29 protein-coding genes are annotated in these 24,105 nt (G+C 73.3%); 14 read left to right on the top strand and 15 right to left on the bottom strand.

Annotation, left to right across the window (positions count from 1 at the left end):
* Nucleotides 1–84 precede the first annotated feature (84 nt).
* The 6 genes from GA0070560_RS05415 to GA0070560_RS05395 form a co-directional block, all read right to left on the bottom strand.
* Nucleotides 85–951: a PH domain-containing protein gene (locus tag GA0070560_RS05415; RefSeq protein ID WP_091292129.1), complete on the bottom strand. Its 867-nt coding sequence runs from the start codon at nucleotides 949–951 to the stop codon at nucleotides 85–87.
* Between the two features lie 6 nt (nucleotides 952–957).
* Entirely contained in the window at nucleotides 958–1,116 is a 159-nt protein-coding gene (locus GA0070560_RS28600) for a hypothetical protein (protein WP_007455302.1), read from the bottom strand.
* 114 nt (nucleotides 1,117–1,230) lie between these two features.
* On the bottom strand, nucleotides 1,231–1,920 hold the full coding sequence (locus GA0070560_RS05410) for a DUF6758 family protein (RefSeq protein WP_342670414.1): 690 nt from the start codon (nucleotides 1,918–1,920) through the stop codon (nucleotides 1,231–1,233).
* Between the two features lie 183 nt (nucleotides 1,921–2,103).
* A complete protein-coding gene (locus GA0070560_RS05405; RefSeq protein WP_091292938.1) occupies nucleotides 2,104–2,727 on the bottom strand; it encodes a TrmH family RNA methyltransferase in 624 nt (207 codons plus the stop codon).
* 49 nt (nucleotides 2,728–2,776) lie between these two features.
* Nucleotides 2,777–3,265 carry a hypothetical protein gene (locus GA0070560_RS05400; protein ID WP_091292124.1) on the bottom strand — a complete coding sequence of 163 codons (489 nt, stop codon included), beginning with the start codon at nucleotides 3,263–3,265 and terminating at the stop codon, nucleotides 2,777–2,779.
* Nucleotides 3,266–3,366: 101 nt separating this feature from the next.
* Nucleotides 3,367–3,882: a MaoC family dehydratase gene (locus tag GA0070560_RS05395; protein ID WP_091292121.1), complete on the bottom strand. Its 516-nt coding sequence runs from the start codon at nucleotides 3,880–3,882 to the stop codon at nucleotides 3,367–3,369.
* Between the two features lie 546 nt (nucleotides 3,883–4,428).
* Between GA0070560_RS05395 and trxA the strand changes: the two genes are divergently transcribed.
* From trxA to GA0070560_RS05375, 4 genes are all read left to right on the top strand, one after another.
* Nucleotides 4,429–4,791: a thioredoxin gene (gene trxA / locus GA0070560_RS05390; protein WP_091292119.1), complete on the top strand. Its 363-nt coding sequence runs from the start codon at nucleotides 4,429–4,431 to the stop codon at nucleotides 4,789–4,791.
* A 125-nt stretch (nucleotides 4,792–4,916) separates the two neighbouring features.
* Complete coding sequence (locus GA0070560_RS05385; protein ID WP_091292116.1) at nucleotides 4,917–5,357, top strand: hypothetical protein; 441 nt, start codon at nucleotides 4,917–4,919, stop codon at nucleotides 5,355–5,357.
* Nucleotides 5,354–6,292, top strand: a complete 939-nt coding sequence (locus tag GA0070560_RS05380) for an HTTM domain-containing protein (protein WP_091292113.1) — start codon at nucleotides 5,354–5,356, stop codon at nucleotides 6,290–6,292. The genes GA0070560_RS05385 and GA0070560_RS05380 overlap by 4 nt, the downstream gene beginning before the upstream one ends.
* Before the next feature lie 279 nt (nucleotides 6,293–6,571).
* Nucleotides 6,572–7,330: a cellulose binding domain-containing protein gene (locus GA0070560_RS05375; RefSeq protein ID WP_139131446.1), complete on the top strand. Its 759-nt coding sequence runs from the start codon at nucleotides 6,572–6,574 to the stop codon at nucleotides 7,328–7,330.
* 17 nt (nucleotides 7,331–7,347) lie between these two features.
* Here the strand turns inward: GA0070560_RS05375 and GA0070560_RS05370 are convergent, their stop codons facing one another.
* Nucleotides 7,348–7,728 (bottom strand): thiol-disulfide oxidoreductase DCC family protein, encoded by a 381-nt coding sequence (locus GA0070560_RS05370; protein ID WP_091292107.1) that lies wholly within the window; start codon nucleotides 7,726–7,728, stop codon nucleotides 7,348–7,350.
* 281 nt (nucleotides 7,729–8,009) lie between these two features.
* Between GA0070560_RS05370 and GA0070560_RS05360 the strand changes: the two genes are divergently transcribed.
* Nucleotides 8,010–8,417, top strand: a complete 408-nt coding sequence (locus GA0070560_RS05360; RefSeq protein ID WP_091292102.1) for a CoA-binding protein — start codon at nucleotides 8,010–8,012, stop codon at nucleotides 8,415–8,417.
* A gap of 192 nt (nucleotides 8,418–8,609) precedes the next feature.
* Entirely contained in the window at nucleotides 8,610–9,389 is a 780-nt protein-coding gene (locus GA0070560_RS05355; RefSeq protein ID WP_139131445.1) for a hypothetical protein, read from the top strand.
* A 12-nt stretch (nucleotides 9,390–9,401) separates the two neighbouring features.
* Here GA0070560_RS05355 and GA0070560_RS05350 read toward each other — a convergent pair whose 3' ends face one another.
* A complete protein-coding gene (locus GA0070560_RS05350) occupies nucleotides 9,402–10,598 on the bottom strand; it encodes an acyl-CoA dehydrogenase family protein (protein ID WP_091292096.1) in 1,197 nt (398 codons plus the stop codon).
* A gap of 180 nt (nucleotides 10,599–10,778) precedes the next feature.
* On the opposite strand from GA0070560_RS05350, the gene GA0070560_RS05345 reads away from it, so the two are divergent.
* Entirely contained in the window at nucleotides 10,779–11,273 is a 495-nt protein-coding gene (locus GA0070560_RS05345) for a DUF4190 domain-containing protein (RefSeq protein WP_091292094.1), read from the top strand.
* Nucleotides 11,274–11,282: 9 nt separating this feature from the next.
* Here GA0070560_RS05345 and GA0070560_RS05340 read toward each other — a convergent pair whose 3' ends face one another.
* The gene (locus tag GA0070560_RS05340; protein WP_091292091.1) at nucleotides 11,283–12,188 is read right to left on the bottom strand and encodes an SDR family NAD(P)-dependent oxidoreductase; all 906 of its coding nucleotides are present in this window, start codon (nucleotides 12,186–12,188) and stop codon (nucleotides 11,283–11,285) included.
* Between the two features lie 115 nt (nucleotides 12,189–12,303).
* Between GA0070560_RS05340 and GA0070560_RS05335 the strand changes: the two genes are divergently transcribed.
* Nucleotides 12,304–12,819: a DUF4190 domain-containing protein gene (locus GA0070560_RS05335; RefSeq protein ID WP_091292088.1), complete on the top strand. Its 516-nt coding sequence runs from the start codon at nucleotides 12,304–12,306 to the stop codon at nucleotides 12,817–12,819.
* Nucleotides 12,820–12,862: 43 nt separating this feature from the next.
* On the opposite strand, the gene GA0070560_RS05330 is transcribed toward GA0070560_RS05335, so the two are convergent.
* Nucleotides 12,863–13,819: an HpcH/HpaI aldolase/citrate lyase family protein gene (locus tag GA0070560_RS05330; RefSeq protein WP_091292085.1), complete on the bottom strand. Its 957-nt coding sequence runs from the start codon at nucleotides 13,817–13,819 to the stop codon at nucleotides 12,863–12,865.
* A 127-nt stretch (nucleotides 13,820–13,946) separates the two neighbouring features.
* On the opposite strand from GA0070560_RS05330, the gene GA0070560_RS05325 reads away from it, so the two are divergent.
* Together GA0070560_RS05325 and GA0070560_RS28595 are read left to right on the top strand one after the other, a co-directional pair.
* Entirely contained in the window at nucleotides 13,947–14,771 is an 825-nt protein-coding gene (locus tag GA0070560_RS05325) for an SDR family NAD(P)-dependent oxidoreductase (RefSeq protein ID WP_091292082.1), read from the top strand.
* Complete coding sequence (locus tag GA0070560_RS28595) at nucleotides 14,768–14,917, top strand: hypothetical protein (protein ID WP_170839295.1); 150 nt, start codon at nucleotides 14,768–14,770, stop codon at nucleotides 14,915–14,917. Before GA0070560_RS05325 ends, GA0070560_RS28595 begins: the two co-directional genes overlap by 4 nt.
* A 79-nt stretch (nucleotides 14,918–14,996) precedes the next feature.
* On the opposite strand, the gene GA0070560_RS05320 is transcribed toward GA0070560_RS28595, so the two are convergent.
* A complete protein-coding gene (locus tag GA0070560_RS05320) occupies nucleotides 14,997–15,953 on the bottom strand; it encodes a DMT family transporter (protein ID WP_091292079.1) in 957 nt (318 codons plus the stop codon).
* Nucleotides 15,954–16,066: 113 nt separating this feature from the next.
* Here GA0070560_RS05320 and GA0070560_RS05315 point away from each other — a divergent pair, with 113 nt between their 5' ends.
* Entirely contained in the window at nucleotides 16,067–16,765 is a 699-nt protein-coding gene (locus GA0070560_RS05315) for an HAD family hydrolase (RefSeq protein ID WP_091292077.1), read from the top strand.
* 56 nt (nucleotides 16,766–16,821) lie between these two features.
* Here the strand turns inward: GA0070560_RS05315 and GA0070560_RS05310 are convergent, their stop codons facing one another.
* Nucleotides 16,822–17,286: a hypothetical protein gene (locus tag GA0070560_RS05310; protein ID WP_170839311.1), complete on the bottom strand. Its 465-nt coding sequence runs from the start codon at nucleotides 17,284–17,286 to the stop codon at nucleotides 16,822–16,824.
* 603 nt (nucleotides 17,287–17,889) lie between these two features.
* A complete protein-coding gene (locus GA0070560_RS05305; protein WP_091292071.1) occupies nucleotides 17,890–18,759 on the bottom strand; it encodes a PhzF family phenazine biosynthesis protein in 870 nt (289 codons plus the stop codon).
* A gap of 33 nt (nucleotides 18,760–18,792) precedes the next feature.
* On the opposite strand from GA0070560_RS05305, the gene GA0070560_RS05300 reads away from it, so the two are divergent.
* From GA0070560_RS05300 to GA0070560_RS05290, 3 genes are all read left to right on the top strand, one after another.
* A complete protein-coding gene (locus GA0070560_RS05300) occupies nucleotides 18,793–20,079 on the top strand; it encodes a magnesium transporter MgtE N-terminal domain-containing protein (RefSeq protein WP_091292935.1) in 1,287 nt (428 codons plus the stop codon).
* Entirely contained in the window at nucleotides 20,072–20,683 is a 612-nt protein-coding gene (locus GA0070560_RS05295) for a DUF1003 domain-containing protein (RefSeq protein ID WP_091292069.1), read from the top strand. Before GA0070560_RS05300 ends, GA0070560_RS05295 begins: the two co-directional genes overlap by 8 nt.
* 103 nt (nucleotides 20,684–20,786) lie before the next feature.
* On the top strand, nucleotides 20,787–21,935 hold the full coding sequence (locus tag GA0070560_RS05290; RefSeq protein WP_091292067.1) for an Mrp/NBP35 family ATP-binding protein: 1,149 nt from the start codon (nucleotides 20,787–20,789) through the stop codon (nucleotides 21,933–21,935).
* Between the two features lie 335 nt (nucleotides 21,936–22,270).
* Here GA0070560_RS05290 and GA0070560_RS05285 read toward each other — a convergent pair whose 3' ends face one another.
* A complete protein-coding gene (locus GA0070560_RS05285) occupies nucleotides 22,271–22,690 on the bottom strand; it encodes a twin-arginine translocase TatA/TatE family subunit (RefSeq protein ID WP_091292064.1) in 420 nt (139 codons plus the stop codon).
* 74 nt (nucleotides 22,691–22,764) lie between these two features.
* Nucleotides 22,765–24,072 carry a S1C family serine protease gene (locus GA0070560_RS05280; protein WP_091292933.1) on the bottom strand — a complete coding sequence of 436 codons (1,308 nt, stop codon included), beginning with the start codon at nucleotides 24,070–24,072 and terminating at the stop codon, nucleotides 22,765–22,767.
* Nucleotides 24,073–24,105: the final 33 nt, after the last annotated feature.

The raw sequence follows: 24,105 nt of genomic DNA, 5'->3' as shown, positions 1-24,105 counted from the left end.
TCGTCCCTGGCAGGGTGCCATGAACGGGGCGGCGGGGTCGACGGCGAATGGTTCGCAGTTCGTCCGACGGACGGACGAAAACCTTCAGGCGCCGTCGTCGGCCTTCGCCTCGTCGGCTTCCTTGCCCAGCCGCGCCTCGACCGCCTGCGGCTCGTACATCTCCTCGACGACGCGCAGGTACAGCTCGTTCGGGTTGGGCAGGTTCTTGATCTCGCGCAGCGCCTGCTCCTGACCGGCGGACTCCAGTACGAAGGTGCCGTAGTTGAGCGCGCGGCCGGTCGGGGACTGTTCGTACTTCATGTCGGTGACCCGGGTCAGCGGCATCATGGCCACTCGGCGGGTGATGATGCCGTTGACCACCATGACCCGCTTGTTGGTCAGGATGAAGCGGTCGTACCACCAGTCGGCGACCCGCCAGGCCACCCAGCCCATCACCGCGAACCAGAGCAGCACCGCGATGGTGGTGAGGGCGCCGACGTCCTGGCCGGCGAGGAAGCCGGAGAGGTAGCCGAGCACGAAGGTCGCGGCGATGCCCACGATGATCGGCGTGGTGAGGTGGATCCAGTGCCGCTTCCACTCGCCCCGGTAGCGCTCGGTGGGGAAGAGATAGCGGGCGACCAGCGAGCTGGGCTCGTCCTCCAGTGGCAGGACCCGGCGGGGCGCCATGCCCTGCGCGTCGGCGCGCAGGCCGGCCAGCTCCTCTTCGGAGATGGTCGGCGGCTGGTCCGGGTCACCCACCCAGGCCCGGCCGGAGCGGCCCTCTCCCGGTTGGCCGGGGCCGACGCCGTAGCCGACGTCGTCGGAGAGGAACGGACCGTCCGACATGCCCGGACCGGGCCCGGGGTTCGGCGCGTCGTCGGGCCGGTACCTCGGGATCGGTTCGGTGTCCCGCTCCCGACGTTCCCGGTCCGGGTCGTCGGGGTCGAAGGGGGGTCCGGAGGGGCTGCCCATCGACGGTTAGGCGACCAGGCTGGTGAAGAAGTCGCCGAAGCCCTGGGCGATGTCCATGATGCCGCCGCCGAGCGACTTGAAGACGTCTGCGGCGGAGTTGGGCCGGTACGCGACAAAGAAGATCAAGAACGCGATGCCGGCCCAGGTGAGGACCTTCTTGACCATAGCGGGCCATCCTCTCGCGCGGCGCCGGGTCCGATTACCGCAGCGGCACCCAGAGTATCAGTCTGGTGTCGTACAGTGAATATCTGCGTCCGTTCCCTGACAAGCCCGCCAGGGTCAGACCCTGCCGTGCAGGTACGGGGACGGTGCGCCGTACACGAGCTCGGGCGGAGTCCACTCGGCGAGGTCGTGCAGGACGACATCTTCCGCGAGGAGGTGACCCGCGCTCGCCGGCCAGGCTATCGCATGGAGCCACATTCCCCGAGCCTCGCCGGCGTACGCGCTTCGATCCGTGGCCGAATCCACGAGCCACAGTGGAGTCGGGTGTCCGGCCACCTTGATCCGGGCGGGCTCGACGTGCTCCGGATGGCCGAGCCCCGCCCCCGGCCCGGTCAGCGCCTCGGCGAGTTCCGGCCCCGGGTCCGGTCCGGACACTCCGGCGAAGCGGGTGCCCAGCCCGACGCCCGGCTCCTCGGCCACCAGGACCAGGTCGGCCGGTCCACCACCGAGCGGCGCCGGCCCGGCGCAGGCGATCGCGGTGGCCCGCACCCCGGTGGCGTCGTCACCGGCCCAGGCGACCCCGGTGACCGTCCAACCCGGCGGCAGCGGCCACGGGCACCACAGCGGTACGCCCGCCCGCTCCGCCACCCCGTCGGCGGCGACCCGGTCGACCACGCTCGCCACGATCTGGCCGTCGATGTGCTCGGGCACGTGCAGCGGGGCGACCGGCCCGCACCGCACGCAGCGGGACTCGGCGTGCATCAGGTCCGGGGATCGCACCGGCCCGCCGCATCTGGGACAACTCACCACGACACTCACCACTCCACCGTCACCCCGCCACCGGGTGCCGTCAAGCGGAGCGGCCGTTTCCACCGCTCACGGGGGCACTCGCGGCCGAAGGGAGGACCGGGCCGGCACCGAAAGTGATGATCGTCACGCGGGCGGTGACACCGGCGGTCGGACCGGTCGCCGGGGCCGGTGGTGGCACGGTCAGGCCGGCGTCGGGCCGGCGTGGGCGCGGATCCAGGCGTGCATGGCGATACCGCTGGCCACCCCGGCGTTGATCGACCGGGTCGAGCCGTACTGGGCGATCGAGAAGAGCTGGTCGCAGGCGGCGCGGGCCGGGTCGGAGAGGCCGGGCCCCTCCTGACCGAACAGGAGCACGCACCGCCGGGGCAGGGTGGTGGTCTCCAACGGTCGGGAGCCCGGGAGGTTGTCGATGCCCACCACCGGCAGGCCCACCCCGGCCGCCCAGCCGACGAACTCCTCGATCGTCGGATGGTGCCGGACGTGCTGGTAGCGGTCGGTCACCATGGCGCCCCGCCGGTTCCAGCGGCGCAGCCCGACGATGTGCACCTCGGCGGCGAGGAAGGCGTTCGCGTTGCGGACCACCGTGCCGATGTTGAAGTCGTGCTGCCAGTTCTCGATCGCCACGTGGAAGTCGTGCCGGCGCTCGTCGAGATCCGCGACCACGGCCTCCCGCCGCCAGTACCGGTAGCGGTCGACCACGTTGCGCCGGTCGCCGTGGGCGAGCAGCTCCGGGTCGTACCGGGGGTCGTCCGGCAGGTCGCCGGGCCACGGGCCGACCCCCACGTCGAGCTGGTCCTCGGTCACGGTCACAAGAGGGTACGCAGCGCCGGGCGACCGCCCGACGCCACCCTGGTCACCGCAGCTCCAGGGCGCCGCCGAGCCGCTGGAGGAACCGCCGGTCGGCGGGACCGGTGAGGTCACCGGCGTGGCACACCCGGGCGGCCACCGACTCCAGCCACTGCCGGTACGCGGCCGAGTCGGCCGGGTCGGCGCGCCGGCGCAGCACCCGTACCGCCGCGCGGCAGGCGGCCAGCAGGTCCACCAGGTCGGCGAGCCGGTCGGCCGGGGCCGGCGCGCCGTCGTGCCGGGCGTAGATCGCCGCGACGACGGCGCGGACGAGATCGCTGTCGGAGGCCCGGCCGGCGGCGACCGCGTCGAGTCCGGCGAGTCCGGCGGCGACGTCACGGGGTGGCCGACCCGGGGTGGGCGAGGCCGCGGCCACGAGCACCCGGCCGGGCAGGGTGGTCAGCAGGTCCCACTCGGCGGCGGAGTAGACGGCGGTGGTCGCCGGGGCGGCACGGCGTCCGGCAGAGGGCGGCTCTCCGGCGAGGGAGTGGCTCATCTGAAGACCTCCGGCGCCAGCATAAGCCGCCGGGGGCGGCACGGGCCCCTTCCCCGCCGGTTCCGGTGGGGAAGGGGCCCGTGGTGACGCGTGGGCCGCGCTCAGCGGGGCTCGGGGAAGCTGGGCCGCTCGGGGTCGACCCCCTCGGGCGCCGCCGCGGCGGCGTACTCCTTCTTGGGGACCATGACCTTGCGGCGGAAGACGCAGACCATGGTTCCGTCCTGGTTGTAGCCGCGGGTCTCCACCGACACGACGCCCCGGTCCGGCTTCGAGCCGGACTCGCGCTTGTCGAGCACGGTGGTCTCGCCGTAGATGGTGTCGCCGTGGAAGGTCGGGGCGACGTGCCGCAGCGACTCGACCTCCAGGTTGGCGATCGCCTTGCCGCTGACGTCCGGCACGGACATGCCCAGCAGCAGCGAGTAGATGTAGTTGCCGACCACGACGTTGCGCTTGAAGTGGGTCGCCGACTCGGCGTAGTGGGCGTCCATGTGCAACGGGTGGTGGTTCATGGTGAGCAGGCAGAAGAGGTGGTCGTCGTACTCGGTGACGGTCTTGCCCGGCCAGTGCCGGTACACCGCGCCGACCTCGAACTCCTCGTAGTAGCGGCCGAACTGCATCCTGGTCCCCTTCGACGGGCGGCGACGAGTTCGCCACAGCATGCCTTACCGCTTGTTAAGGAGGTGTCGGGGGCGCTGGCCGGGCGGAAATGTCACACCGGGCGCCACCCGAGGGGAGACGCAATGAGCGGCGGGGCCCTCCCCGGCACCCGCCGCCCACGCTCTGATGCCCAAGATTCTGCCGTACGGCCACGCCTTATCGACAGAGACGGACATCACATTTACCTTTTTGTTACATCACCCAGAGTGACGATCGCCCCGGACAAAAGCGATCTCCGCAGGCCGGATCCTCGCTTGTCAACCCGCAAGTTACTGGTTCGTAGTCACCAATCGCGCCGATCTCCCTGGAAGCGCTCCCATCACATCACGTTAAGCAAGTGCGTGTTGCATTTGCGTTCCGCAGCACCGGACCCGACAGATGGTCCGATCCAGCTGCGGGCCGGGCCACAAGCGCTCGCCCGGTTTCGACCCTCCCGGGCCGGGAATTCAACCGGGACGGCCCTGGTTCTATGGGACGGAAGTAATCCGCGCTGATCGGAGAGTGCAATGGCAACGGTTGAGCTGACCACGGCCAACTTCGACGAGGTGACCGAGAGCGACGGCATCGTGCTCGTCGACTTCTGGGCCGAGTGGTGCGGCCCGTGCAAGCGGTTCGCCCCGGTCTACGAGCGCTCCTCGCAGAAGCACCCGGACATCGTCTTCGGCAAGGTCGACACCGAGGCGCAGCAGGAACTGGGCGCCAAGTTCGACATCCGCTCCATCCCGACGATCATGGCGATCCGGGACGGCGTGATCGTCTTCGCCCAGCCGGGCGCGCTGCCCGAGTCGGCCCTGGAGAACCTGATCGAGCAGGTCCGGGCGCTGGACATGGACGACGTCCGCAAGCAGTTGGCCGAACACAAGCACTGAGCACACCGACCACGGCCGGGCCCGCCGCAGCGCGGGCCCGGCCATCGTCGTGCCCACGACACGCGAGTCGGTAGCGACTCACGGAACGACGCCCGGGTGACCCGATCCCGGTATCGTCACGATCCGTGGACACGTTGACCACCCACGGTCGCCTGGCCCGGCTGGGTGCCACCGCGCTCGGCCTCGCGCTGCTGCTCGCGGGCACGGTCCGGGGCGTCGACGACCACTTCCCGTTCGGGCCCTTCCGGATGTACTCCACGTCGGTGCCGGCGGACGCCGCCGCCCCCGACACCCGGGTCGAGGGCGTGGACCGCGCCGGCACCGTGGTCGCGCTCGGCCAGGAGGCCACCGGCATCCGCCGGGCCGAGATCGAGGGCCAGCAGGGCCGGTACGCCGCCGACCCGAGCCGGCTGCGCCAGGTCGTCGAGGCGTACGCCGAACGGCACCCCGACGCCCCCGAACTGGTCGAGGTGCGGATCGTGGTCCGCTGGTACGGCATCCGCCAGGGCCGCCCGACCGGCACCTGGACCGACGAGACCGCCGTACGCTGGCAGGCGTCCCGATGATCCGGTGGCTGACCGAGCCGGTCCCCCGCGGCCGGGTCGCCGCCTTCCGCACCCTGGTCTACCTCTTCGTCGCCGCCGACCTGGTGATCTTCACGCCCTGGGTACGCACCCGGGTCGACGTCCCGGGCGAGCTCTACCAGCCGCTGCTGATCGGCCGGCTGCTACCGCTGCCGACCCCGACGCCGGGACTGGTCGCGGTGGTCTTCTGGATCCTGCTCGCGCTCGCCCTGCTCGCCGCCACCGGCCGCGCGCCCCGGCTGCTCGGCTGGACGGTCTTCGCCCTCTACTTCGAGTGGATGATCGTCGCGATGAGCTACGGAAAGGTCGACCACGACCGTTTCGCGCTCCTGGTCGCGCTGGCCGCCCTGCCCACCGCCGGCCGTGCCCGGCACGGGGACCCGACCCGCTCCGAGGCCGGCGGGTGGGCGGTGCGGGTCACCCAGATCGCGGTGATCTGCACGTACTTCCTGGCCGCCTGGGCCAAGCTGCGCTTCGGCGGGCCGGACTGGGCGACCGGGTCGGTGCTCGCCCGGGCGATCATCCGACGCGGCACCGACCTGGCCGACCTGATCGCCCAGGTGCCGTACCTGCTGATCGTGGCCCAGTTCGGCATCCTCGCCTTCGAGCTGCTCAGCCCGCTGGTGTTCCGGCTACCGGAGCGCTGGCGGCACGCGACCATCGGCTTCTTCTACTCGTTCCACCTGGTCACCATGGCGACGATCACCATCTCGTTCGCCCCGCACCTGGTGGCGATGACCAGCTTCCTGCCGCTGGAGAAGCTCCGCCCGCTCGACCGGCTGCGCCGGCGGGATCCGGGGACCCCGGTCGACGAGCCCGGCGGGCAGCCCTCCGCCGCCGCAGGTGCCGAGCTGCGTCCCGCGCCGCTGCACCTTCATGGCGGCGGATCCTCAACACGCCCCGCCACTGCGCCTTGACCGTCCCCGCCCGACGTGCGGGAGCTTCCCGAGCAGGCCGGGAGCCTGCCGCGTCACCGTCGACCGCTCCCGGTCGCGGAGACCACCACCGATCTGACGCCTGCCCCCTGGGACCATCCAGGGTCCGCTCGACGTACTGTCGCGGGCGGGGTTGATCGATGTACCGGAGCTGCCGCCGCAGGTCGACCGCCCCGGAACTGCTTCAGACGCTGCTCACCGCGCTGGCGGGCGCGGTGGGCGTCCGGCCCGGCCGGCCGGACGCACCCGACGGGAGAGCCTGTGCAGGCGACGACGCCCCGACCACGGCGCACCAGGGCCGTCGTCGTGCTGGACCTGGCCGCCACGGTGCCCGCGGCGGTTCGGCGGGCCCTCACCGGCGGTGGCGGCGGCTCACGGCTGCTCGGCTGGTCGGTGCTCGCCGTGCTGGCCGTGGTGGTCGCGACGGTGCTGCTGGTGGCCGCGGTACTACGGGCCCCGGAGCGGCTGGCGCCGGCGGCCCAGGACCCGGCCCCACGCGGCGGAGCGGTGATCGTGCCGGAGCCGGCAAGGACGCGAAGCACGGCGGGACCGTCCGTCCCCCCGCCGTCGGTCTCCCCCCGCCCGTCCGCCGGGCCGCGACGGCCGCCCACCACCCGCCCGTCGCCCACCGCAACTCCGGCCGGGACGCCAAACGGCGCGGCGCCGTCACGCCCAGCGCCGCCGGCACCGGCGGCGTTGGACGCCGACTTCGCGATCGAGAAACCCCAGCTGCTCAACTACAGCGCCGCCGTGACGATCAGCAACCCGGGGCCCGTCCCGGTGACCGGCTGGACGCTGGTCCTGACGCTGCCCCGGGACTCCCTCGGCGTCACCCACGTCGCCGGCGCGTACGCCACCGGCAGCGGTGCGACCTGGACGTTCGTCCCGGACGGCACGACCGGCAGGGTGGCCGGGCAGGGCCAGGTCCGGGTGACCTTCCGGGTGACCGGGCCGCCGCAGACGTCCGCGCCGACGGCCTGCACCGTCGACGGGACCGCCTGCGGCGGCGTCGCCGGCTGACCGGCCGTCCCGCGCGGTCAGTCGCGGCGGGCGGAGGGCACGGCGCAGGCAGCCGTGCCGCCGGGCAGCCGGTGCCGGTTGCGGGCCACCCAGCGGTACGCGGGCCAGGCGGCGAGGCGCACCGGGGGGATGCGCAGGCCGGCCCCGGCGACCCGCCAGAGCGCGCCGCTGTCGCCGAGGAGCCGGGCGATCGCGTCCGGCCCGGCGGCCCGGGAGCCGTCGGCGCCGACCCACTGCACCGCATCCTCGCACTCGGCCTCGGTCAGCCCGAGCGCGTCGAGGTCGGCGAACTGCCAGGGCACCACCCGGGCGGCGGTGGGGATGCGCCGCTCGATGAACTCGGCGCACCGGGTGCAGAACGCGCAGTCCCCGTCGTAGACGAAGGTCGACCTTTCCATGCCCCCCATCCTCCACCTGACGGCCGGCCGCGGGGACCGGTGTCCGGCGGGTCACTTGCGGATCGTTCGTACGCATGTTCGAATGGATCCCGTGCACTGGGAAACCCTCCTCTCCGCTCCCCCGGACGAGGGCATCCCGCCGGGCAGCGCCAGCGACTCCACCCCTGCCGCTGGCGCTGCCCGGCGCGGTGGCGCGGCACTGGTCGCTGCGGTAGCCGACCGCGCCGACGCTGCCGGCACTCGCGACGGCCGGGCCCGGGACACCGAGTTAGAGTCGGCGGATGCGTAGCGCTCAGCAGATCCTCGCCGACTCGGCCGTGATCGCCGTCGTGGGCGCGTCCCGCGACCCCCGCAAGGCCGCGCACAGTGTCCCGTTGCAGATGCAGCGGTACGGCTGGCGGATCATCCCGGTCAACCCGACGGTGGACGAACTCCTCGGCGAGAAGGCGTACCCGTCGCTGGCCGACATCCCGCACCCGGTGGATCTGGTGGACGTGTTCCGGCCGGCGGCGGACGCCGTGCAGGTCGTCCGCGACGCGGCAGCGATCGGTGCGCCGGCGGTCTGGCTCCAGCTGGGCATCGTCTCGAGCGAGGCGCGGCGGATCGCCGAGGAGGCGGGTATGGACTACGTCGAGGACCGCTGCCTGATCGTCGAGCGCGCCGCCGCCGGCCTGACCCGGCTCGGCTGAGCCGCCCCCGCCCGGGCGGCCGAAAGATGGCCGACCGAGCCGAAACACCACCGACCGGCCGTCGCACCGCTGCCGCGAACCGGCGCTCGGCGCTGAACCGGCGGTACCGAGCCGGCACAGGGCACTGAATCCGGCACGCGGCGCTGAGCTGGCTGGCTGGCTGGCTGGCTGGCTGGACGTACCCTGCCGGGCATGCCCTCCCGCCGATCGCTACGCGCACCGCCCCTCGGTGACGGACTCTGGTCGCGCCGGCTGCTCTCGCTCACTCTGGCCGTGGGGGTCACGGCGGCGGTGGCCGCGCCGCTGCTGCGGGTAACCCGGTTCGACGTCGGCGGTGCGGCCTGCGGGCTCTGGCTGATGATCGGCGCGCAGCAGTTGGCGCGGCGGTGGTGGCCCCGGCGGGACGCCCGGCTGACCTGGCGGCTGCGGGTGGCCGGTCGGGACGCGGTGGAGCCCGGGCTGGTGGCCCGCCGGTCGCTGGCCGGTTGGGCCGACCGCGTCGCCGACCTGGTGTGGATCACGCCGGCCTGGTTGACCGGGCTGTCCCTGCTGCCCACCGATGCCCGGTGGGCCGAGGTCGCCCGGGTGGCGCTGATCTGCGGGTTCGCGGCGTGGCTGGGCCGGGCCGCCTACGAGGAGGCTCGGTTCACCGGCCGGCTGGCGCTCACCGCGAGCGGCATCCGGTACGGCCGCCGGCTGTACGACTGGACGAACATCGACCGGGTCGCCCCGCACAAGCGGGACGGCCGGATCAACGGCGTCCGACTACGGCCGGTGAGGTGGCTCTCGCTGGAGCCCGCGCCGGTGGTGGGTGGCCGGGACACGGCAGTGCCCGAGGAGCGGCTGATCGCCGCGATCGAGCACTACCGGTCCCGGCCGGAGGTGCTGGGGATGGGACTGCCGGTCACCGCCCCGGAGCCGGCTCCCGCCGCCGGGACGGAGCCGACCACCGCGCCGACGACCGGCCGGTGACCGGCGCGCCGGTCAGAGCTTGTACTCCTTGAGCAGACCCCGGGAGATGATCGTCTTCTGGATCTCCGAGGTGCCCTCGCCGATCAGCAGGAACGGAGCCTCCCGCATCAGCCGCTCGATCTCGTACTCCTTGGAGTAGCCGTAGCCGCCGTGGATGCGGAACGCCTCCTGGACGACCTCGGCGCAGTACTCGGAGGCGAGCAGCTTGGCCATGCCGGCCTCGACGTCGTTGCGCTGGCCGGCGTCCTTGAGTCGGGCCGCATTGACCATGAGGGCGTGCGCGGCCTCGATCTTCGTACCCATCTCGGCGAGCTTGAAGGCGACGGCCTGGTGCCCGGCCAGCGGCTTGCCGAAGGTGCGGCGCTGCTGGGCGTACGCGACGGCGAGCTCGAAGGCGCGGATGGAGATGCCGCAGGCGCGGGCGGCGACGTTGACCCGGCCGACCTCGATGCCGTCCATCATCTGGTAGAAGCCGCGACCGACCTTGTCCGCGCCACCGAGCACCGCGCTCTCCGGAACGGTCACACCGTCGAGCACCATCTCGGTGGTCTCGACGCCCTTGTAGCCCATCTTGTCGATCTTGCCGGGGATGGTCAGGCCGGGCGCGGTCTCGCCGAAGCCGGGCTCCTTCTCCAGCAGGAAGGTGCTCATGTTGCCGTAGACGGAGTCGGCGCCGGTGTCCGTCTTGACCAGGGTCGCCACCACCGAGGAATAGGCCCCGTTGGTCAGCCACATCTTCTGGCCGTTGAGCACGAAGTTGTCGCCGTCGCGGACGGCCTTCGACTTGATCGCCGAGACGTCGGAGCCGCACTCCGGCTCGGACATCGAGAACGCACCGCGCACCTCACCGGTGGCCATCCGCGGCAGCAGCCGGGCCTTCTGCTCCGGCGAGCCGTGCTGGGAGATCAGGTACGCCACGATGAAGTGGGTGTTGACGATGCCGGAGATCGACATCCAGCCGCGCGACAGCTCCTCGACGACCAGGGCGTAGGTCAGCAGGGACTCACCGAGCCCGCCGAACTCCTCGTCGATGGTGAGACCGAAGAGGCCCATCTCGCGCATCCCGTCGAGGATGTCGGTGGGGTACTCGTCGGCGTGCTCCAGCCGCTGCGCGTGCGGGATGATTTCCTTGTCGGCGAACTCCCGGACGGTTTCCAGGATCGACCGCTGCACGTCGGTCAGGCCGGGCGTCTGGGCGAGTCGGGCCATCTCAGCCTCCGGGGGATCGGCGCATTACTCATGGGTAACTGAACGCTCGGTCAGTATCGGCCCCCGGGCCTGCCGCGCCAAGGTGACCAGTCCACACAACCGCTGTGAAAAGGTTCACCGCTCCGGGTAGCGTCCGCAAGAGAAAGGCGCTTCGACCTGCGGCGGAAAGGGTGAGCGGAGATGAGTCATCCACCATCCGGCGAGTCGGAGCAGCCGCAGTGGGGGCAACCGGAGCAGCGCTGGGGTGAGACGCAGCCGGAGCAGCCGGAGCAGCCGCCGTCGCCGTACGAGCCGCCCGGTGGGGCCGGCGAGCAGCCGCGCTGGGGCCAGCAGCCGCCCGACCAGCCGTGGGGGCGGCCGGAGCAACCGTGGGGGCAGCCGCCGCCGTACCCGCCACAGGGGCCGTACGGGCAGTACGGCCCGCCGCAGGGTGGCGGCGGGCCGAACACCCTGGCGATCCTGTCGCTGGTCCTCGCCTTCGTCTTCGCCCCGGCCGGGATCGTCCTGGGCCACCTCGCCAAGCGACAGATCAAGCGGACCGGCGAGGAGGGCGACCAGCTCGCCACCTGGGGACTGGTGCTCAGCTACGCCTTCACCGTGATCGGCCTGCTGGCCTGCTGCGGCTGGATCGGCTTCGCCATCTGGGCCGGCTCCGGCGACGGCACCACGTACTGATCGGCCGGTTCAGCGGAACTGCGCCTCCCGGACGCTGTTGCCGCCGTCCACCACCAGCATCTGCCCGGTGATGTACGAGGCGGCCGGCGAACAGAGGAAGGCGATCGCCGCAGCCACCTCGTCCGGCGTGCCGGGGCGGCCGACCGGGGTGCCCATTCCCTGCTTGACCTCGGCGACCGTGGAGGCCGCGGTGTAGATGGTGCCCGGGGCCACCGCGTTCACGGTCACCCCGTCGGCGATCATCTCCATCGCCAGCGCCCGGGTCAGCCCCACCACGCCCGCCTTCGCCGCCGCGTACGCCGCCTCGGTGGGCAGCGCGTTCACCGGGCCGGCGGTCGCCGCGAGGTTCACGATCCGCCCCCAGCCGCGCTCGGCCATCCCGCCGATGAAGGCGCGGCTGCACAGGAAGGCGGTGGTGAGGTTCCGGTCGATCTCGCCGCGCCACTCGTCGTAGCTGAGCTGCGCCACCGGGCGCAGCACCTCCGGGCTGGCCCGGCTCGCCAGGCCGGCGTTGTTGACCAGCACCTCGACGTCACCGAGCTGCTCGGCCACCGCGTCGGCGAGCGCGCCCACCTCCGACTCGTCGGTGAGGTCGGCGACGAAACCGGTCACCCCCAGCTCACCGGCCCGCTCGTGGATCCGGCGGGTGGTGGAGACGATCGCCACCCGGGCGCCCAGGTCGGCCAGCCGGCGGGCGGTCGCGTACCCGATGCCGTCAGGGCTGCCCGCCCCGGTGACCAGGGCCACCCGGCCGTCCAGGCGCATGGTCACCGGTTCGACCAGCGGGGCCGGCTCGTCCTGGCCGGGGACCGTCGCGGCGGGGACGGCACGGGTGCGCCGGGCCAGCCCGGGACGGCTCACGTCCCGCCTCGGTCGGCTGCCGGAACGGTCGGCGCCACGCGCGTCGATAACCATGCCGCGATCCTGCCCGCTCGGGGCGGCCCGGGCAACGCGGCACAACGGGGGGACTCCGGGTTTGCGCCGGGCTGACTACCCTGACGGCGCACCTACACGCGACGGAGAAGACCTGATGAGCTATCCCCCACCGTCCGGCGGCTGGAGCAACCCGTCCGGCGACCCGACCATGCCGGTCAGCGGCCAGCCGATCCCGGCGCAGCCGACGGGCAAGGACCCGTACGCCCCGCCGGACCCGTACGCCGCCGTGCCGCCGCAGGCAGCTCCGGTCGATCCGTACGCGCCGCACGGCTACCCGCCCCCGGCCGGCTACCCCGGGTACGGCTACCCGCCCGCCCCACAGACCAACGGGCTGGCCATCGCCGCGATGGTCGTCTCGATCCTCGGTGCGCTCGGCCTCTGCGGGTACGGGCTCGGCGGCTGGATCGGGCTCATCGGCGCGATCCTCGGCCACGTCTCCCGCAAGCAGATCCGGGAGAAGGGTGAAGGCGGCGAGGGCTTCGCCACCGCCGGCATCATCGTCGGTTGGATCGCCACCGTGATCGCGCTGCTGGCCACCATCGCCATCGTGGTGCTCGTCGTCTGGGCGGCCAACCAGGACCCGTCGGACTACGACCGCAGCACCTACTGACCGGCGCCGCCGCCCCGGTCGCCCCGGGGCGGCGGTGTACGGCTCACTCCGAGGGCGGGGTGAAGATGGAGGTGCGGGTCATCCCGGCGGCCCGGCCCTTGGCGGCGATCACCAGGGCCATCTTGCGGGACGCCTCGTCGATCATCTCGTCGCCGAGCATCACCGCGCCGAGCTTCCCGCCGGCCTCCGAGGTGTACCAGTCGTACGCGTCGAGGATCAGCTCCGCGTGGTCGTAGTCGGCCTGGGCCGGCGAGTAGACCTCGTTGGCGGCGTCGATCTGGCCCGGGTGCAGCACCCACTTGCCGTCGAAGCCCAGCGCCGCCGAGCGCTTGGCCACCTCGCGGAACGCGTCGACGTCGCGGATCTGCAGGAACGGGCCGTCGATGGCCTGCTTGTCGTGCATCCGGGCGGCCATCAGGATCCGCATCAGGATGTAGTGGTACGGGTCACCCGGGTAGTCCGGGATCAGCGCGCCGACCACCAGCGACTTCATGTTGATCGAAGCCATGAAGTCGGCCGGGCCGAAGATGATGGTCTCCACCCGGGGCGAGGCGGCGGCGATGGCGTCGACGTTCACCAGGCCGGCGGCGTTCTCGATCTGCGCCTCGATGCCGATCCGGCCGACCTCCAGGCCGAGGGTCTTCTCGATCTGGGTCAGCGTCATGTCCAGCCAGTGCACCTGGGCGGCGTTCTGCACCTTCGGCAGCATGATGCAGTCGAGGTTCGCGCCGGCGCCCTCGACCACCTCGATGACGTCCCGGTAGGTCCACGGCGTAGTCAGGTCGTTCACCCGGACCACCCGGGTCTTGCCGGACCAGTCGCCCTCGTTGAGCGTGGCGACGATGTTCTTGCGGGCGTCCGGCTTGGCGAGCGGGGCCACCGCGTCCTCCAGGTCGAGGAAGACCTGGTCGGCCGGGAGGCCCTGGGCCTTGCCGAGCATCTTGACGCTGGAACCCGGCACGGCGAGGCAGGACCGGCGGGGGCGACCGACAGCGGCCATGGATGCGCTCCTTCCAGCGTCCGGCGGAAACGCCGACGCCTGATGAATGAAAACCGAAGACTTAACGATCCCAAAGGGCGTGGTGACGCCACGGTAACCTCGTGCCGTGACCGGGGTGAATGGACCTGTGGAAGATCTCACTGGGCGCCGGATCGTGGTGGTGACCGGGGCCAGCTCCGGCATCGGCCTGGCCGCCGCCGTGGCGCTGGCCTGCCGGGGTGACCAGGTCGTGCTGGTCGGGCGGGACCCGGCCCGGCTCCAGGCCGCCGGCGACCGGGTACGCGAGGCCAGCGGCGAGCGTCCCGAGTTGTTCCGTGCCGACTTCGCCGTCCTGGACGACGTACGCGGGCTCGCCGAGCGGCTGCGCGCGGCGTACGACCGGATCGACGTGCTCGCCAACAACGCCGGGGCGATCGTGCTGGAACCGCTCACGACGGTGGACGGCTTCGAGCTGTCGATCCAGGCCAACCACCTGGCCCCGTTCCTGCTCAGCAACCTGCTGCGCGACCGGATCGGCCGGATGGTGGTCACCGCCTCCGGGGCGCACCGCAGCGGGGCGCTCGACCCGGACGACCTGAACGCCCCGTTGCGCCGCTACCGGCCGATCCAGGCGTACGGCACCAGCAAGCAGGCGAACATCCTGTTCACCGCCGAGGCGGCCCAGCGCTGGCCGGACGTCGGGTCGTACTGCTTCCACCCGGGGGTGGTGCGCACCCGGTTCGGCGCGGACAGCCGGATCGTCGCCCTCGGCATGCGCATCATGCCGTTCCGCAGCCCGGAGAAGGGTGCCGAGACGCTGGTCTGGCTCGCCCACCAGGACCCGTCCCGACTGGTCGACGGCGCCTACTACGCCGACCGGCGGCTGCGCCGGCCCTGGCCCAAGGCGGCCGACCCGCAGCTCGCCGCCCGGCTCTGGACGGCGAGCGCCAAGGCCGTCGGCATCGACGCATGAGCGGCCTGCTGCTGGTGGCCCTCGTCGAGTTCTCCCTGGACGACCCGGAGGCCTCCCGCCGGTACGAGGACGAGGCGCTGGCCCTGCGGGCCGCACTCGGGGACGCGGCCCCGGTCGCTCGGGTGATCGAGGTGCACGAGGTCTGACCCGCCGGGCCGGCCGAACAGCGCCGCCGGGGCCGGACGCGGGGCGGACCGGCGGCAGGCACGTCGGGCGGGCTTCCGGTCAGCCGGTGGGTGGGGCGGCGTCGGCGGGGACCGGCGCGGGTTCGGGGCGGCGGCCGGCACGGGCGCCGCCGAGCACCACCACGGCCACCCCGGCGAGCAGCAGGGCCAGCCCGGGCAGGGCGAGCGGGCGGGGCAGCTGGCCCAGCCACGCCCAGGCGATCAGGGCGGCCCCGGGGGCCTCCAGCAGGACCAGCACGCTGACCGTGGTGGCGGAGATCCGGCGCAGGGCGTAGTTGAACATCGAGTGCCCGAGCAACTGCGCGCCGGCGACCAGGCCGAGGATCGCCAGCCAGGTGCCGGAGTCGTAGCCGTGCAGCCGTACCCCGCCGACCAGGCAGACCACCAGCAGGATCGCCGCGCAGACCCCGTAGCAGATGGTGGTGTAGGTGGCGGTGCTGATGGTGGTCCGGGCCCGCTCGCCGAAGGCGGTGTAGACGGCGGCGAACATCCCGCCGGTCACCGCCAGCAGATCACCGGCGAAGGCCCGCCCGGAGACGGCGAAGTCCGCGCCGGTCGCCAGCACCGCGCCGGTCACCGCCACCGCGATGCCGGCCCAGACGGCGTACGGCAGGTGCCGGCCCTGCCAGCGGGCGATGAGCCCCTGCCAGACCGGCTGGGTGGCGCCCAGCGCGGTGGCCGCCGCGACCGACGTGAGTTGCGCGCTCGGCATCCAGGTGGCGAAGTGGGCGGCGAGCGCCACCCCGGAGAGCACGCAGTACCAGCCCTCCCGCCGGCCCTCTCCCACGGTCAGCGCCCGGAACTCGGCCCGGCGGCGGGCCAGCGAGAACGGGCCGATCACGGCGACGGCGAGCAGGTTGCGCCAGAACGCGACGGCCAGCGCGGGGGCCGCCGCGAAGGCGATCAGCGGGGCCGAGGACGAGACCGCGGCCACGGCGAGCACGAGGACCCCGACGGTCAGCGGGTCCATCGGTGGGCGGTGCGGGGTGGACGGCACGGAGAGCAATCCTCACACAGCGCCGGGCACCACTGTGCGTCATCGGTCCGTTACGATCAAGCGGGTCCGCGCCGGCGACTTCCCTCCCCCTCGACGTCCGGAGGCGCTCCCCCATGCCCAGGTACCACGCTGTGCTGTTCGACTTCTTCGGCACCCTCACCCGCTGCGTGCAACGCGGCTCGGCCCACCGGATGACCGCCGAACTGCTCGGCTGCCCGGAGAGCACCCTCACCGCCGTACTCGACCGGACCTTCTACCAACGGGCCAGCGGCCGCCACGGCACCGCCGAGGCGACCCTGCGCTGGGTCTGCGCGCAGGCCGGCGTGCACCCCTCGGACACCGCCGTACGCGCGGCGGTGGCGTCCCGGCACCGGGCGGTCCGCGCCGACACCCGGCTGCGCGAGGACGCGGTCTCCGCCCTCGCCGAGCTGCGCCGACGGGGGGCACGCACCGGGGTGATCAGCGACTGCACCCACGAGCTGCCCGCGTTCCTGCCGCAGTTGGCGGTCGCCCCGCTCCTCGACGTACGGGTCTACTCCGTCCAGCTCGGTCGGTGCAAACCCGACCCGGCGCTCTACCTGGCCGCCTGCCACCGCCTCGACGTACGCCCGCAGGACTGCCTCTACGTCGGTGACGGCGGCAGCCAGGAGCTCAGCGGGGCGCGGCGAGCCGGGATGACGGCGGTCCGGCTCGCCGCCCCCGACCTGGCCGGTCACCTGGTCTTCGACACCGAGCGGAACTGGGACGGGCCGGTCGTCGGCTCGCTCAGCGAAGCGGTCGAGCTGGTCGACGCCGTACCTGCGGCCTGCTGAGCCGACCGGCCTCCCGGTGCGCCCCGGCGAACCGGCCCGGCGGCGCGGCCGGACCGTCAGCGGCGGCGAACCCGGTGCAGGCGGAACGGCTTGCGGGTCACCCGGACGACGGTGGCCCCGCGTGGCTCCTCGGCGAGTGAGGCGTCCGGCAGCGCGTCGCCGGCGTCCGGCGTACCGGCCGGGACGAGGCGGTTCAACGCGCAGCCGTCAGCCGCCCAGCGGGCGACCAGGTCGGCCGTCGGCCCCGGCGCGTTGAGCCGCTTGGCCGCCACCAGCGGAGCGGAGGTCTCCCATTCCTCGGTGCCCGGGACCAGTCGAACCACCCGGGCCGGCCAGGTCACGATCCGCCCGCCGTGGTCGCCACGCAGCGTCACCCGGGCCTCGGCGGCGTCGGCGAGCCCTGGCGCGGACTGCTCGCCCGACCCGCTGACCACGAAGAGCGATCCCTCCAGCGGTACGCACCACAGCGCCACCGCCGGGCCGTCACCGACGCTCACCCAGCAGACGGCGGCCTTCTTCATCGCCTCGTCGACCAGGGGAGTCGACACGGGGGCGTCCACCTTGTCCGTCACACCGGCATCCTCTCGTACGTCGCCCGCACCGGCCGGCGAAGCCGTACCGCCCAGCGGCACGGTACCGCCCACTGCCGTCCGCCCGCTGCCGCCCGCCCAGGTGCAACCTGACGGCTCCGCCGCCCGAGCCCCGCGTGCGCCGTCGGCCGGTGCTCCCGACGGGCAGCGGGAGCGGACGCCGCCCGACGGCTGCCCCAGAGGTGTTGTCGGGCCGCTACGGACCTGATCTCAGCGATGGATCGGATGGCGAGCGGCGACGGGCTGACGGGAGCACCGCCGATCCATCTGCGCCATCAAGTCCGTAGCGGCTTCGAGGGCCAGGTCGGCTGGCGGAGGCAGCGCGACCGGCGGCACCGGGATGACCGGCGCCACCGGACCCGACGCGGCGGGCGGCGGGCAGCGGCAAAGTGGCGAGCAGCGGCAAGGTGGCGAGCAGCGGCAAGGTGGCGAGCAGCGGCAGGGCGGCGACGTACGGGAGACCGCCGGCGGGCCCGCCGACCCGACCGGCCGACGTTGCCGACGCCACCTCGGTGCGGGACCTCGCCGGCCGGCTCAGCCGATGAACGGCGGAACGATGATCTCGCCCCTGGCGACCGGCATCACCTGACCCGAGACGGTGGCGCCCACCGCCGCACCCCCGGTCGCGGTCACGGTGCAGGCCAGCGCCGAGGGGCGGCGCATCTCGATGCCCTGGCGGACCGCGTACGCGGAGCGTCCCTCGCCGGGGAGCAGCCCGCTGGCGATCAGCCAGACGCCGAGCCCGAGGGCCGCCGAGCCGGTCGCCGGATCCTCCGGCACGCCCAGTCCGGGCACGAAGACCCGGGCGTGCGCGGTTTGCGAAGCGGCGTCCCAGGAGAAGACGCTGACATGCTCCACCCCGTACCGCGCCGCCGCGACCGCGTTCACCCGGGCGCGCGCCACCGCGTCCGGGCGTACCGGAAGGTAGGGGAACTCCAGGCCGCAGCCGGCGACCCGGGGGGCCGGGCCGGCATGGTCCTCGGGGCGCAGTCCGGCCATCTCCAGCAGCGGTTCGGGATCGAGTTCCGGGCCGAGGGTGGGGGTGCCACCGGTCAGCGTGGCCCCGGTCGCGGTGACCTCGATCGGGAGCACCCCGGCGGCGCACTCCTGGGTGACCTGGCCCACGTCGAACATCCCGCGCCGGCTCGCGGTGACCGCCGCGCCGACGCTGGGGTGCCCGGCGAACGGCAGTTCCTCGGCCGGGGTGAAGATCCGGGCCCGGTAGGTGGCGCCGACCTGTGTCGGTGGCAGCACGAACACCGTCTCCGAGAGGTTGAACTCCAGCGCGAGCGCCTGCATCTGTTCGGTGGCCAGCCCTTCGGCGCCGAACACCACCGCCAGCGGGTTGCCGGCGAACGGGCGGTCGGTGAAGACGTCCACGATCTCGTAGGCCAAGGTCGACATGTTGATAAACACTAGGCGCTTAGGCTGGTGCCCGTGAGCACGCCGAACCGGGTCTACATCGCTCGACTCGCCGGAGTCGCCGTCTTCGACCCCAACGGCGACCAGGTGGGACGGGTCCGCGACGCGGTGGCCCGGATCCGGCCGACACAGCGCCCGCCCGAGGTGGTGGGACTGGTCGCCGAGATGCCGATGCGGCGGCGGATCTTCCTCTCCATCAACCGGATCACCTCCATCGACGCGGACGCGGTCGTTCTCGGCAGCGGCACCCTCAACCTGCGCCGCTTCGAGAAGCGCCCGAACGAACTGCTCGTCCTCCAGGAACTGTTGGACCGGCGGGTCCAGCTCGAACCGGGCGGCCAGCCGGGCGCGGTGGTCGACGTCGCGATGGAGCGCAGCCGGGGCGGCGAGTGGTCGCTGTCCCGGGTCGCCGTCCGCGAGCAGAGCAACCGGCTCACCCGTCGCGGCCACCTCCACCAGGTCGAGTGGGACCGGGTGCGCGGTCTCAGCGGCATCGCCGACAACCGGGGTACGGCCAACCTGCTCTCCGTGCTGGAGGACATGCGCCCGGCGGACCTGGCCAACGCCCTGCAGGACCTCCCCGACGCCCGGCGCAACGAGGTCGCCGCCGCGCTGGACGACGAGCGCCTCGCCGACGTCCTCAGCGAGCTGCCCGAGCACGACCAGGTGGAGATCCTCGCCGCGCTGGACCGGGAGCGGGCCGCCGACGTGCTGGAGGAGATGGACCCGGACGACGCCGCCGACCTGCTCAACGAGCTGCCCCCGCCGGAGCAGGACGTGCTGCTGGACCTGATGGAGCCGAACGAGGCCGACCCGGTACGCCAACTGCTCCGGTACGCCTCCGGCACCGCCGGCAGCGTGATGACCTCCGAGCCGGTGATCCTGCCCCCGGACGCCACCGTCGCCGAGGCGCTGGCCCGTATCCGGGAGGAGCAGCTCTCCCCCGCAGTGGCCGCGCAGGTCTTCGTCGCCCGCGCCCCGATGACCACCCCGACCGGTCGTTACCTGGGCATGGTGCACTTCCAGCGGCTGCTCCGGGAACCGCCGGCCGATCTGCTCGGCGGGGTGGTGGTCAACGACATCGACCCGCTGCGCCCGACCACCCCGCTGCCGGAGATCACCCGCCGGATGGCCACGTACGACCTGGTGGCGATGCCGGTGGTGGACCGGAACAACCGGCTGGTGGGCGCGGTGACCGTGGACGACGTGCTGGACCACTCGCTGCCCCGCGACTGGCGGGACCGGGACGCCGTGCCGGCCCCGGGCCCCGCCGGGGAGACGCTGGACGGCGGAGATGGCTGAGCAGCGACGGGCCGAACGGCTGGACCAGCCGCGCGAGCCCCGGGGTGTCAAGCTGCCCCGCTTCGACCCGGAGGCGTTCGGCCGGTGGTCCGAGGGGATCGCCCGGGGCATGGGCACCGCCGTCTTCATCGTCTACATGACGGTGGTGATCGCCGCCTGGTTCGTCTGGAACACCCTGGCCCCGGCGAACCTGCGCTTCGACCCGTACACGTTCACCTTCCTCACCCTGGTGCTGTCGCTCCAGGCGTCGTACGCGGCCCCGCTGATCCTGCTCGCGCAGAACCGGCAGGCCGACCGGGACCGGGTGGCGCTGGAGGAGGACCGGCGTCGGGCGACCATGCAGAAAGCGGACACCGAGTACCTGGCGCGGGAGATCGCCGCGTTGCGGATCGCGATGGGCGAGGTGGCCACCCGGGACTTCCTCCGTTCGGAGCTGGCCCGGTTGGCCGAGGAACTGGACGAGGCGGCGCAGCGCCGGCAGAAGCTGGAACGCCGGCAGCAGGAGCGGGCGGCCCGGCGCCCCGGCGGCGGGGAGCCGCCACTCGACGAGCCCCGCGACGACCTGGACGGCGACCACGCCCGGGACGGCCGTCCGGAGGGCTGACCCGTCCCGCCTCCGCCGGGTGCGTCGGCGGTGACGATCGATTCCCTCACACCCGGCCGCGCTGGCGGCGGGAACGGATCGCCGCCGACGTAACATTGCCGGCATGTCAGCACCCGTCAGCACCGTCTCCGACGCGATCCAGGCCGCCCTGGCCACCGTCAACGACCCGGAGATCCGCCGCCCGATCACGGACCTCGGCATGGTCCGCTCCGCCGTGATCGGCGAAGACGGCGTCGTCCGCGTCGAGCTGCTGCTCACCGTGGCCGGCTGCCCGCTGAAGGACAAGTTGCGCAGCGACATCACCGCTGCTGTCAGCGCCGTGCCCGGTGTGACGGGTGTCGAGATCGAGTTCGGTGTGATGAGCTCCGAGCAGCGTCAGGAGCTCCAGACGAAGCTGCGCGGCGGCGCGGCCTCGCAGGAGCCGGTCATCCCGTTCGCCCAGCCCGGCTCCCGCACCCGCGTCTACGCGGTCGCCAGCGGCAAGGGCGGCGTCGGCAAGTCCAGCGTCACGGTCAACCTGGCCGCCGCGCTGGCCGCCCGCGGTCTGTCCGTCGGCGTGGTCGACGCGGACATCTACGGCCACTCGGTGCCCCGGATGCTCGGCGCGGACGGCAAGCCCACCCGGGTCGAGGACATGATCATGCCGCCGCAGGCGCACGGTGTGAAGGTCATCTCGATCGGCATGTTCACCCCGGGCAACGCGGCCGTGGTGTGGCGCGGCCCGATGCTGCACCGGGCGTTGCAGCAGTTCCTCGGCGATGTCTACTGGGGTGATCTGGACGTCCTCCTGCTCGACCTGCCCCCGGGCACCGGCGATATCGCCATCTCGGTGGCCCAACTGCTGCCCAACGCCGAGATTCTGGTGGTGACCACCCCGCAGGCCGCAGCCGCCGAGGTGGCCGAGCGGGCCGGCGCGATCGCCCTGCAGACCCACCAGCGGGTGGTCGGCGTGATCGAGAACATGGCCTGGCTGGAGCTGCCCGACGGCTCGCGGATGGAGGTCTTCGGCGCCGGTGGCGGCCAGACGGTCGCCGACTCGCTGAGCCGGACGATCGGCGCGCAGGTGCCGTTGCTGGGGCAGATCCCCCTCGACACCCGGGTCCGGGAGGGTGGCGACGCCGGTCACCCGATCGTGCTGGCCGAGCCGGACGCCCCGGCCTCGAAGGCGCTGGGCCAGGTCGCGGACCGGCTCGCGGTACGCCGCGAGTCCCTGCTCGGCAAGCCGCTCGGCCTCAAGCCCGCCGGCCGCTGACCCAGCGCTCACCCACCCGCGCGCCCCGCATGCCCCGCGCGCCCCAAGATCCGCGCAAGAACAAGGAAAGAGTGGCCTCCCACGTCGGGGAGGCCACTCTTTCATTGTAAGTGCGGTTTCCTGACGGGCCGGGCGGCGCGGACCGGGCGGCGCGGGTCCGGGTGCCCGCGCAGGGCGAGCGGCGCGGACCGGGCGGCGCGGGGCCGGGCAGCGCGGGGCCGGGCAGCGCGGGGCCGGGCAGCGCGGGGCCGGGCAGCGCGGGGCCGGGCAGCGCGGGGCCGGGCAGCGCGGGGCCGGGCAGCGCGGGGCCGGGCGGCGCGGGCAGGCGGGAGGCGTCAGGTGGCGTCGTCGTAGCTGGGGCGCGGGGCCGGGGCGGGAGCGGCGCCGGTCGCGGTGCTGCGGCGAGCGTCGGACCGCAGGTCGGCGGCGCTGGCGACGTCCTTGAGCTCGTCGTGCACCCCGGTGACGTCGGCGCGCAGGTTGTCGTAGACGCCCTGCAGCGGCTTGCGGATCGCCGCCTCGTCCTCCTCGCTGAGCAGGTGCTTGCGGATGAACGCCTTCGGGTGCAGATCCTCCAGCTGGATGTCGGTGCCCAGCTCGCGGCTCAGGTCGCCGGTCGCGTTCCGGGCCATGTCGCGCAGGTTGCGCACCATCCGCAGGCCGTCGTTGATGACGGCGGGCAGCCGGTCACCGAAGATCAACAGCGCCAGGAGCAGCAGCGCACCGATCTCCCACCAGTTCAGGTTGTCGAACACTGCTGGGCCTCCTCGTCGGCGTCAGGCCAAGACTACGCACGTCGGACGCCCACCCGGGAGGGGGTGACCGGTCCTCACTTGGCGTCTGCGGCGAGAGTCACCGAGGTGTTCCGCCGGGTCGAGCCGCGCCGGTACTCCACCGTCACCACCGACCCCGGGGCGAACTTGCGGACCAACGCGATCAGGTCGGTCGGCTCGGTCATCGGGCGGCCGTTCAACCGCAGGATCACGTCCCCGGACCGCAGCCCCGCACCGGCCGCCGGCCCGGACGGCTCCACCGTCGCCAGCCGTACACCGGCTCCGCCGGTCGCCGAGCCGGTGCCGCCCACCTGCGCACCGATCACCGTACGCCGGGCCTTGCCGGTGCCGATGATCTCCTGGGTGATCCGCTTGGCCTGGTTGATCGGGATGGCGAAGGCGAGCCCGATGTTCCCCGCCTCCTGCCCCTCGGCGACCAGCGACTTGATCGTGGAGTTCACCCCGATCACCCGACCGGCCGAGTCGACCAGCGGCCCGCCGGAGTTGCCGTGGTTGACCGCCGCGTCGGTCTGGATCGCCGCGTAGTAGCGCACCGGGCCGCCCGGCTCCCCGGCCTGCATGGTGCGGTCCAGGGCGCTGACGATGCCGGCGGTGACCGTGTTGGCCAGCGAGAGCGGCGAGCCGATGGCGAGCACCGGGTCGCCGACGGCGAGCGCGTCGGAGTCACCGAACTCGATCGGCCGCAATCCCGTCCGGTTCACCTTGATCACCGCGATGTCCGACTCCGGGTCCTGCCCGACCACGGTGGCCGGGGCGGTGCTGCCGTCGTTGAGGATCACCGTGGCCTTGCCGGTGCCGCCGGAGACCACATGGTCGTTGGTGATCACATGCCCGTCGGCGCTGACGATGAAGCCGGAGCCCTCGCTCACCCCGCCCAGGCCGGCCACCCGTACGGTCACCACGCTGGGCAGGACCTTCTCGGCGACCCCGGCCAGCGAGTCGGGGCGGCGCTGGGCCAGCCCGGGCGCCTCGGCGGGGCGGGCGCCGAGCGTCACGCCGCCGCCCGCGCCGCCGCGCACCGCGAAGGCGTACCCGAGGGCACCGCCGAGCGAGCCGGCGAGCAGCGCGGTGATCAGCGGGATCAGCAGCAACTGTCGCAGCCTCGGCCGGCCCGGGGCGTCGGGGTCGGTGACCGGTTCCGGCCCGGCCCCGGCGGGCGCCGTCGGAATCACCACGGCAGCCGGCGCGTACGGGTCCCGCCACGGGTCGGCGAGCGCGTCGGACCACCAGGGCGATGTCGTCCCTCCCCCGGCGCCGTGCGGCGCCGTCGGCGGCCCCCCGGCCGGCGGTCCCGCCGCCGTCGGGTTGCTGCCGGGCCGGCGCCAGTCCCAGCCGTCGGTCACGTCGGTGCCTCCCACTCCGTCCCCCGACCCCCG

The organism is Micromonospora halophytica (assembly GCF_900090245.1).
Lineage (GTDB): Bacteria > Actinomycetota > Actinomycetes > Mycobacteriales > Micromonosporaceae > Micromonospora > Micromonospora halophytica.
Note: the sequence above shows the minus strand (reverse complement) of the source record. Positions and strands in the feature narration are given on the sequence as shown.

What these genes read in the sequence shown, in the direction of transcription:
- GA0070560_RS05415 (WP_091292129.1), bottom strand. Translation starts at nt 951, where the DNA reads ATGGGCAGCCCCTCCGGACCCCCCTTCGACCCCGACGACCCGGACCGG.
- GA0070560_RS28600 (WP_007455302.1), bottom strand. Translation starts at nt 1,116, where the DNA reads ATGGTCAAGAAGGTCCTCACCTGGGCCGGCATCGCGTTCTTGATCTTC.
- GA0070560_RS05400 (WP_091292124.1), bottom strand. Translation starts at nt 3,265, where the DNA reads ATGAGCCACTCCCTCGCCGGAGAGCCGCCCTCTGCCGGACGCCGTGCC.
- GA0070560_RS05395 (WP_091292121.1), bottom strand. Translation starts at nt 3,882, where the DNA reads ATGCAGTTCGGCCGCTACTACGAGGAGTTCGAGGTCGGCGCGGTGTAC.
- trxA (WP_091292119.1), top strand. Translation starts at nt 4,429, where the DNA reads ATGGCAACGGTTGAGCTGACCACGGCCAACTTCGACGAGGTGACCGAG.
- GA0070560_RS05380 (WP_091292113.1), top strand. Translation starts at nt 5,354, where the DNA reads ATGATCCGGTGGCTGACCGAGCCGGTCCCCCGCGGCCGGGTCGCCGCC.
- GA0070560_RS05370 (WP_091292107.1), bottom strand. Translation starts at nt 7,728, where the DNA reads ATGGAAAGGTCGACCTTCGTCTACGACGGGGACTGCGCGTTCTGCACC.
- GA0070560_RS05360 (WP_091292102.1), top strand. Translation starts at nt 8,010, where the DNA reads ATGCGTAGCGCTCAGCAGATCCTCGCCGACTCGGCCGTGATCGCCGTC.
- GA0070560_RS05355 (WP_139131445.1), top strand. Translation starts at nt 8,610, where the DNA reads ATGCCCTCCCGCCGATCGCTACGCGCACCGCCCCTCGGTGACGGACTC.
- GA0070560_RS05350 (WP_091292096.1), bottom strand. Translation starts at nt 10,598, where the DNA reads ATGGCCCGACTCGCCCAGACGCCCGGCCTGACCGACGTGCAGCGGTCG.
- GA0070560_RS05345 (WP_091292094.1), top strand. Translation starts at nt 10,779, where the DNA reads ATGAGTCATCCACCATCCGGCGAGTCGGAGCAGCCGCAGTGGGGGCAA.
- GA0070560_RS05340 (WP_091292091.1), bottom strand. Translation starts at nt 12,188, where the DNA reads ATGGTTATCGACGCGCGTGGCGCCGACCGTTCCGGCAGCCGACCGAGG.
- GA0070560_RS05335 (WP_091292088.1), top strand. Translation starts at nt 12,304, where the DNA reads ATGAGCTATCCCCCACCGTCCGGCGGCTGGAGCAACCCGTCCGGCGAC.
- GA0070560_RS05330 (WP_091292085.1), bottom strand. Translation starts at nt 13,819, where the DNA reads ATGGCCGCTGTCGGTCGCCCCCGCCGGTCCTGCCTCGCCGTGCCGGGT.
- GA0070560_RS28595 (WP_170839295.1), top strand. Translation starts at nt 14,768, where the DNA reads ATGAGCGGCCTGCTGCTGGTGGCCCTCGTCGAGTTCTCCCTGGACGAC.
- GA0070560_RS05315 (WP_091292077.1), top strand. Translation starts at nt 16,067, where the DNA reads ATGCCCAGGTACCACGCTGTGCTGTTCGACTTCTTCGGCACCCTCACC.
- GA0070560_RS05310 (WP_170839311.1), bottom strand. Translation starts at nt 17,286, where the DNA reads ATGAAGAAGGCCGCCGTCTGCTGGGTGAGCGTCGGTGACGGCCCGGCG.
- GA0070560_RS05305 (WP_091292071.1), bottom strand. Translation starts at nt 18,759, where the DNA reads ATGTCGACCTTGGCCTACGAGATCGTGGACGTCTTCACCGACCGCCCG.
- GA0070560_RS05295 (WP_091292069.1), top strand. Translation starts at nt 20,072, where the DNA reads ATGGCTGAGCAGCGACGGGCCGAACGGCTGGACCAGCCGCGCGAGCCC.
- GA0070560_RS05290 (WP_091292067.1), top strand. Translation starts at nt 20,787, where the DNA reads ATGTCAGCACCCGTCAGCACCGTCTCCGACGCGATCCAGGCCGCCCTG.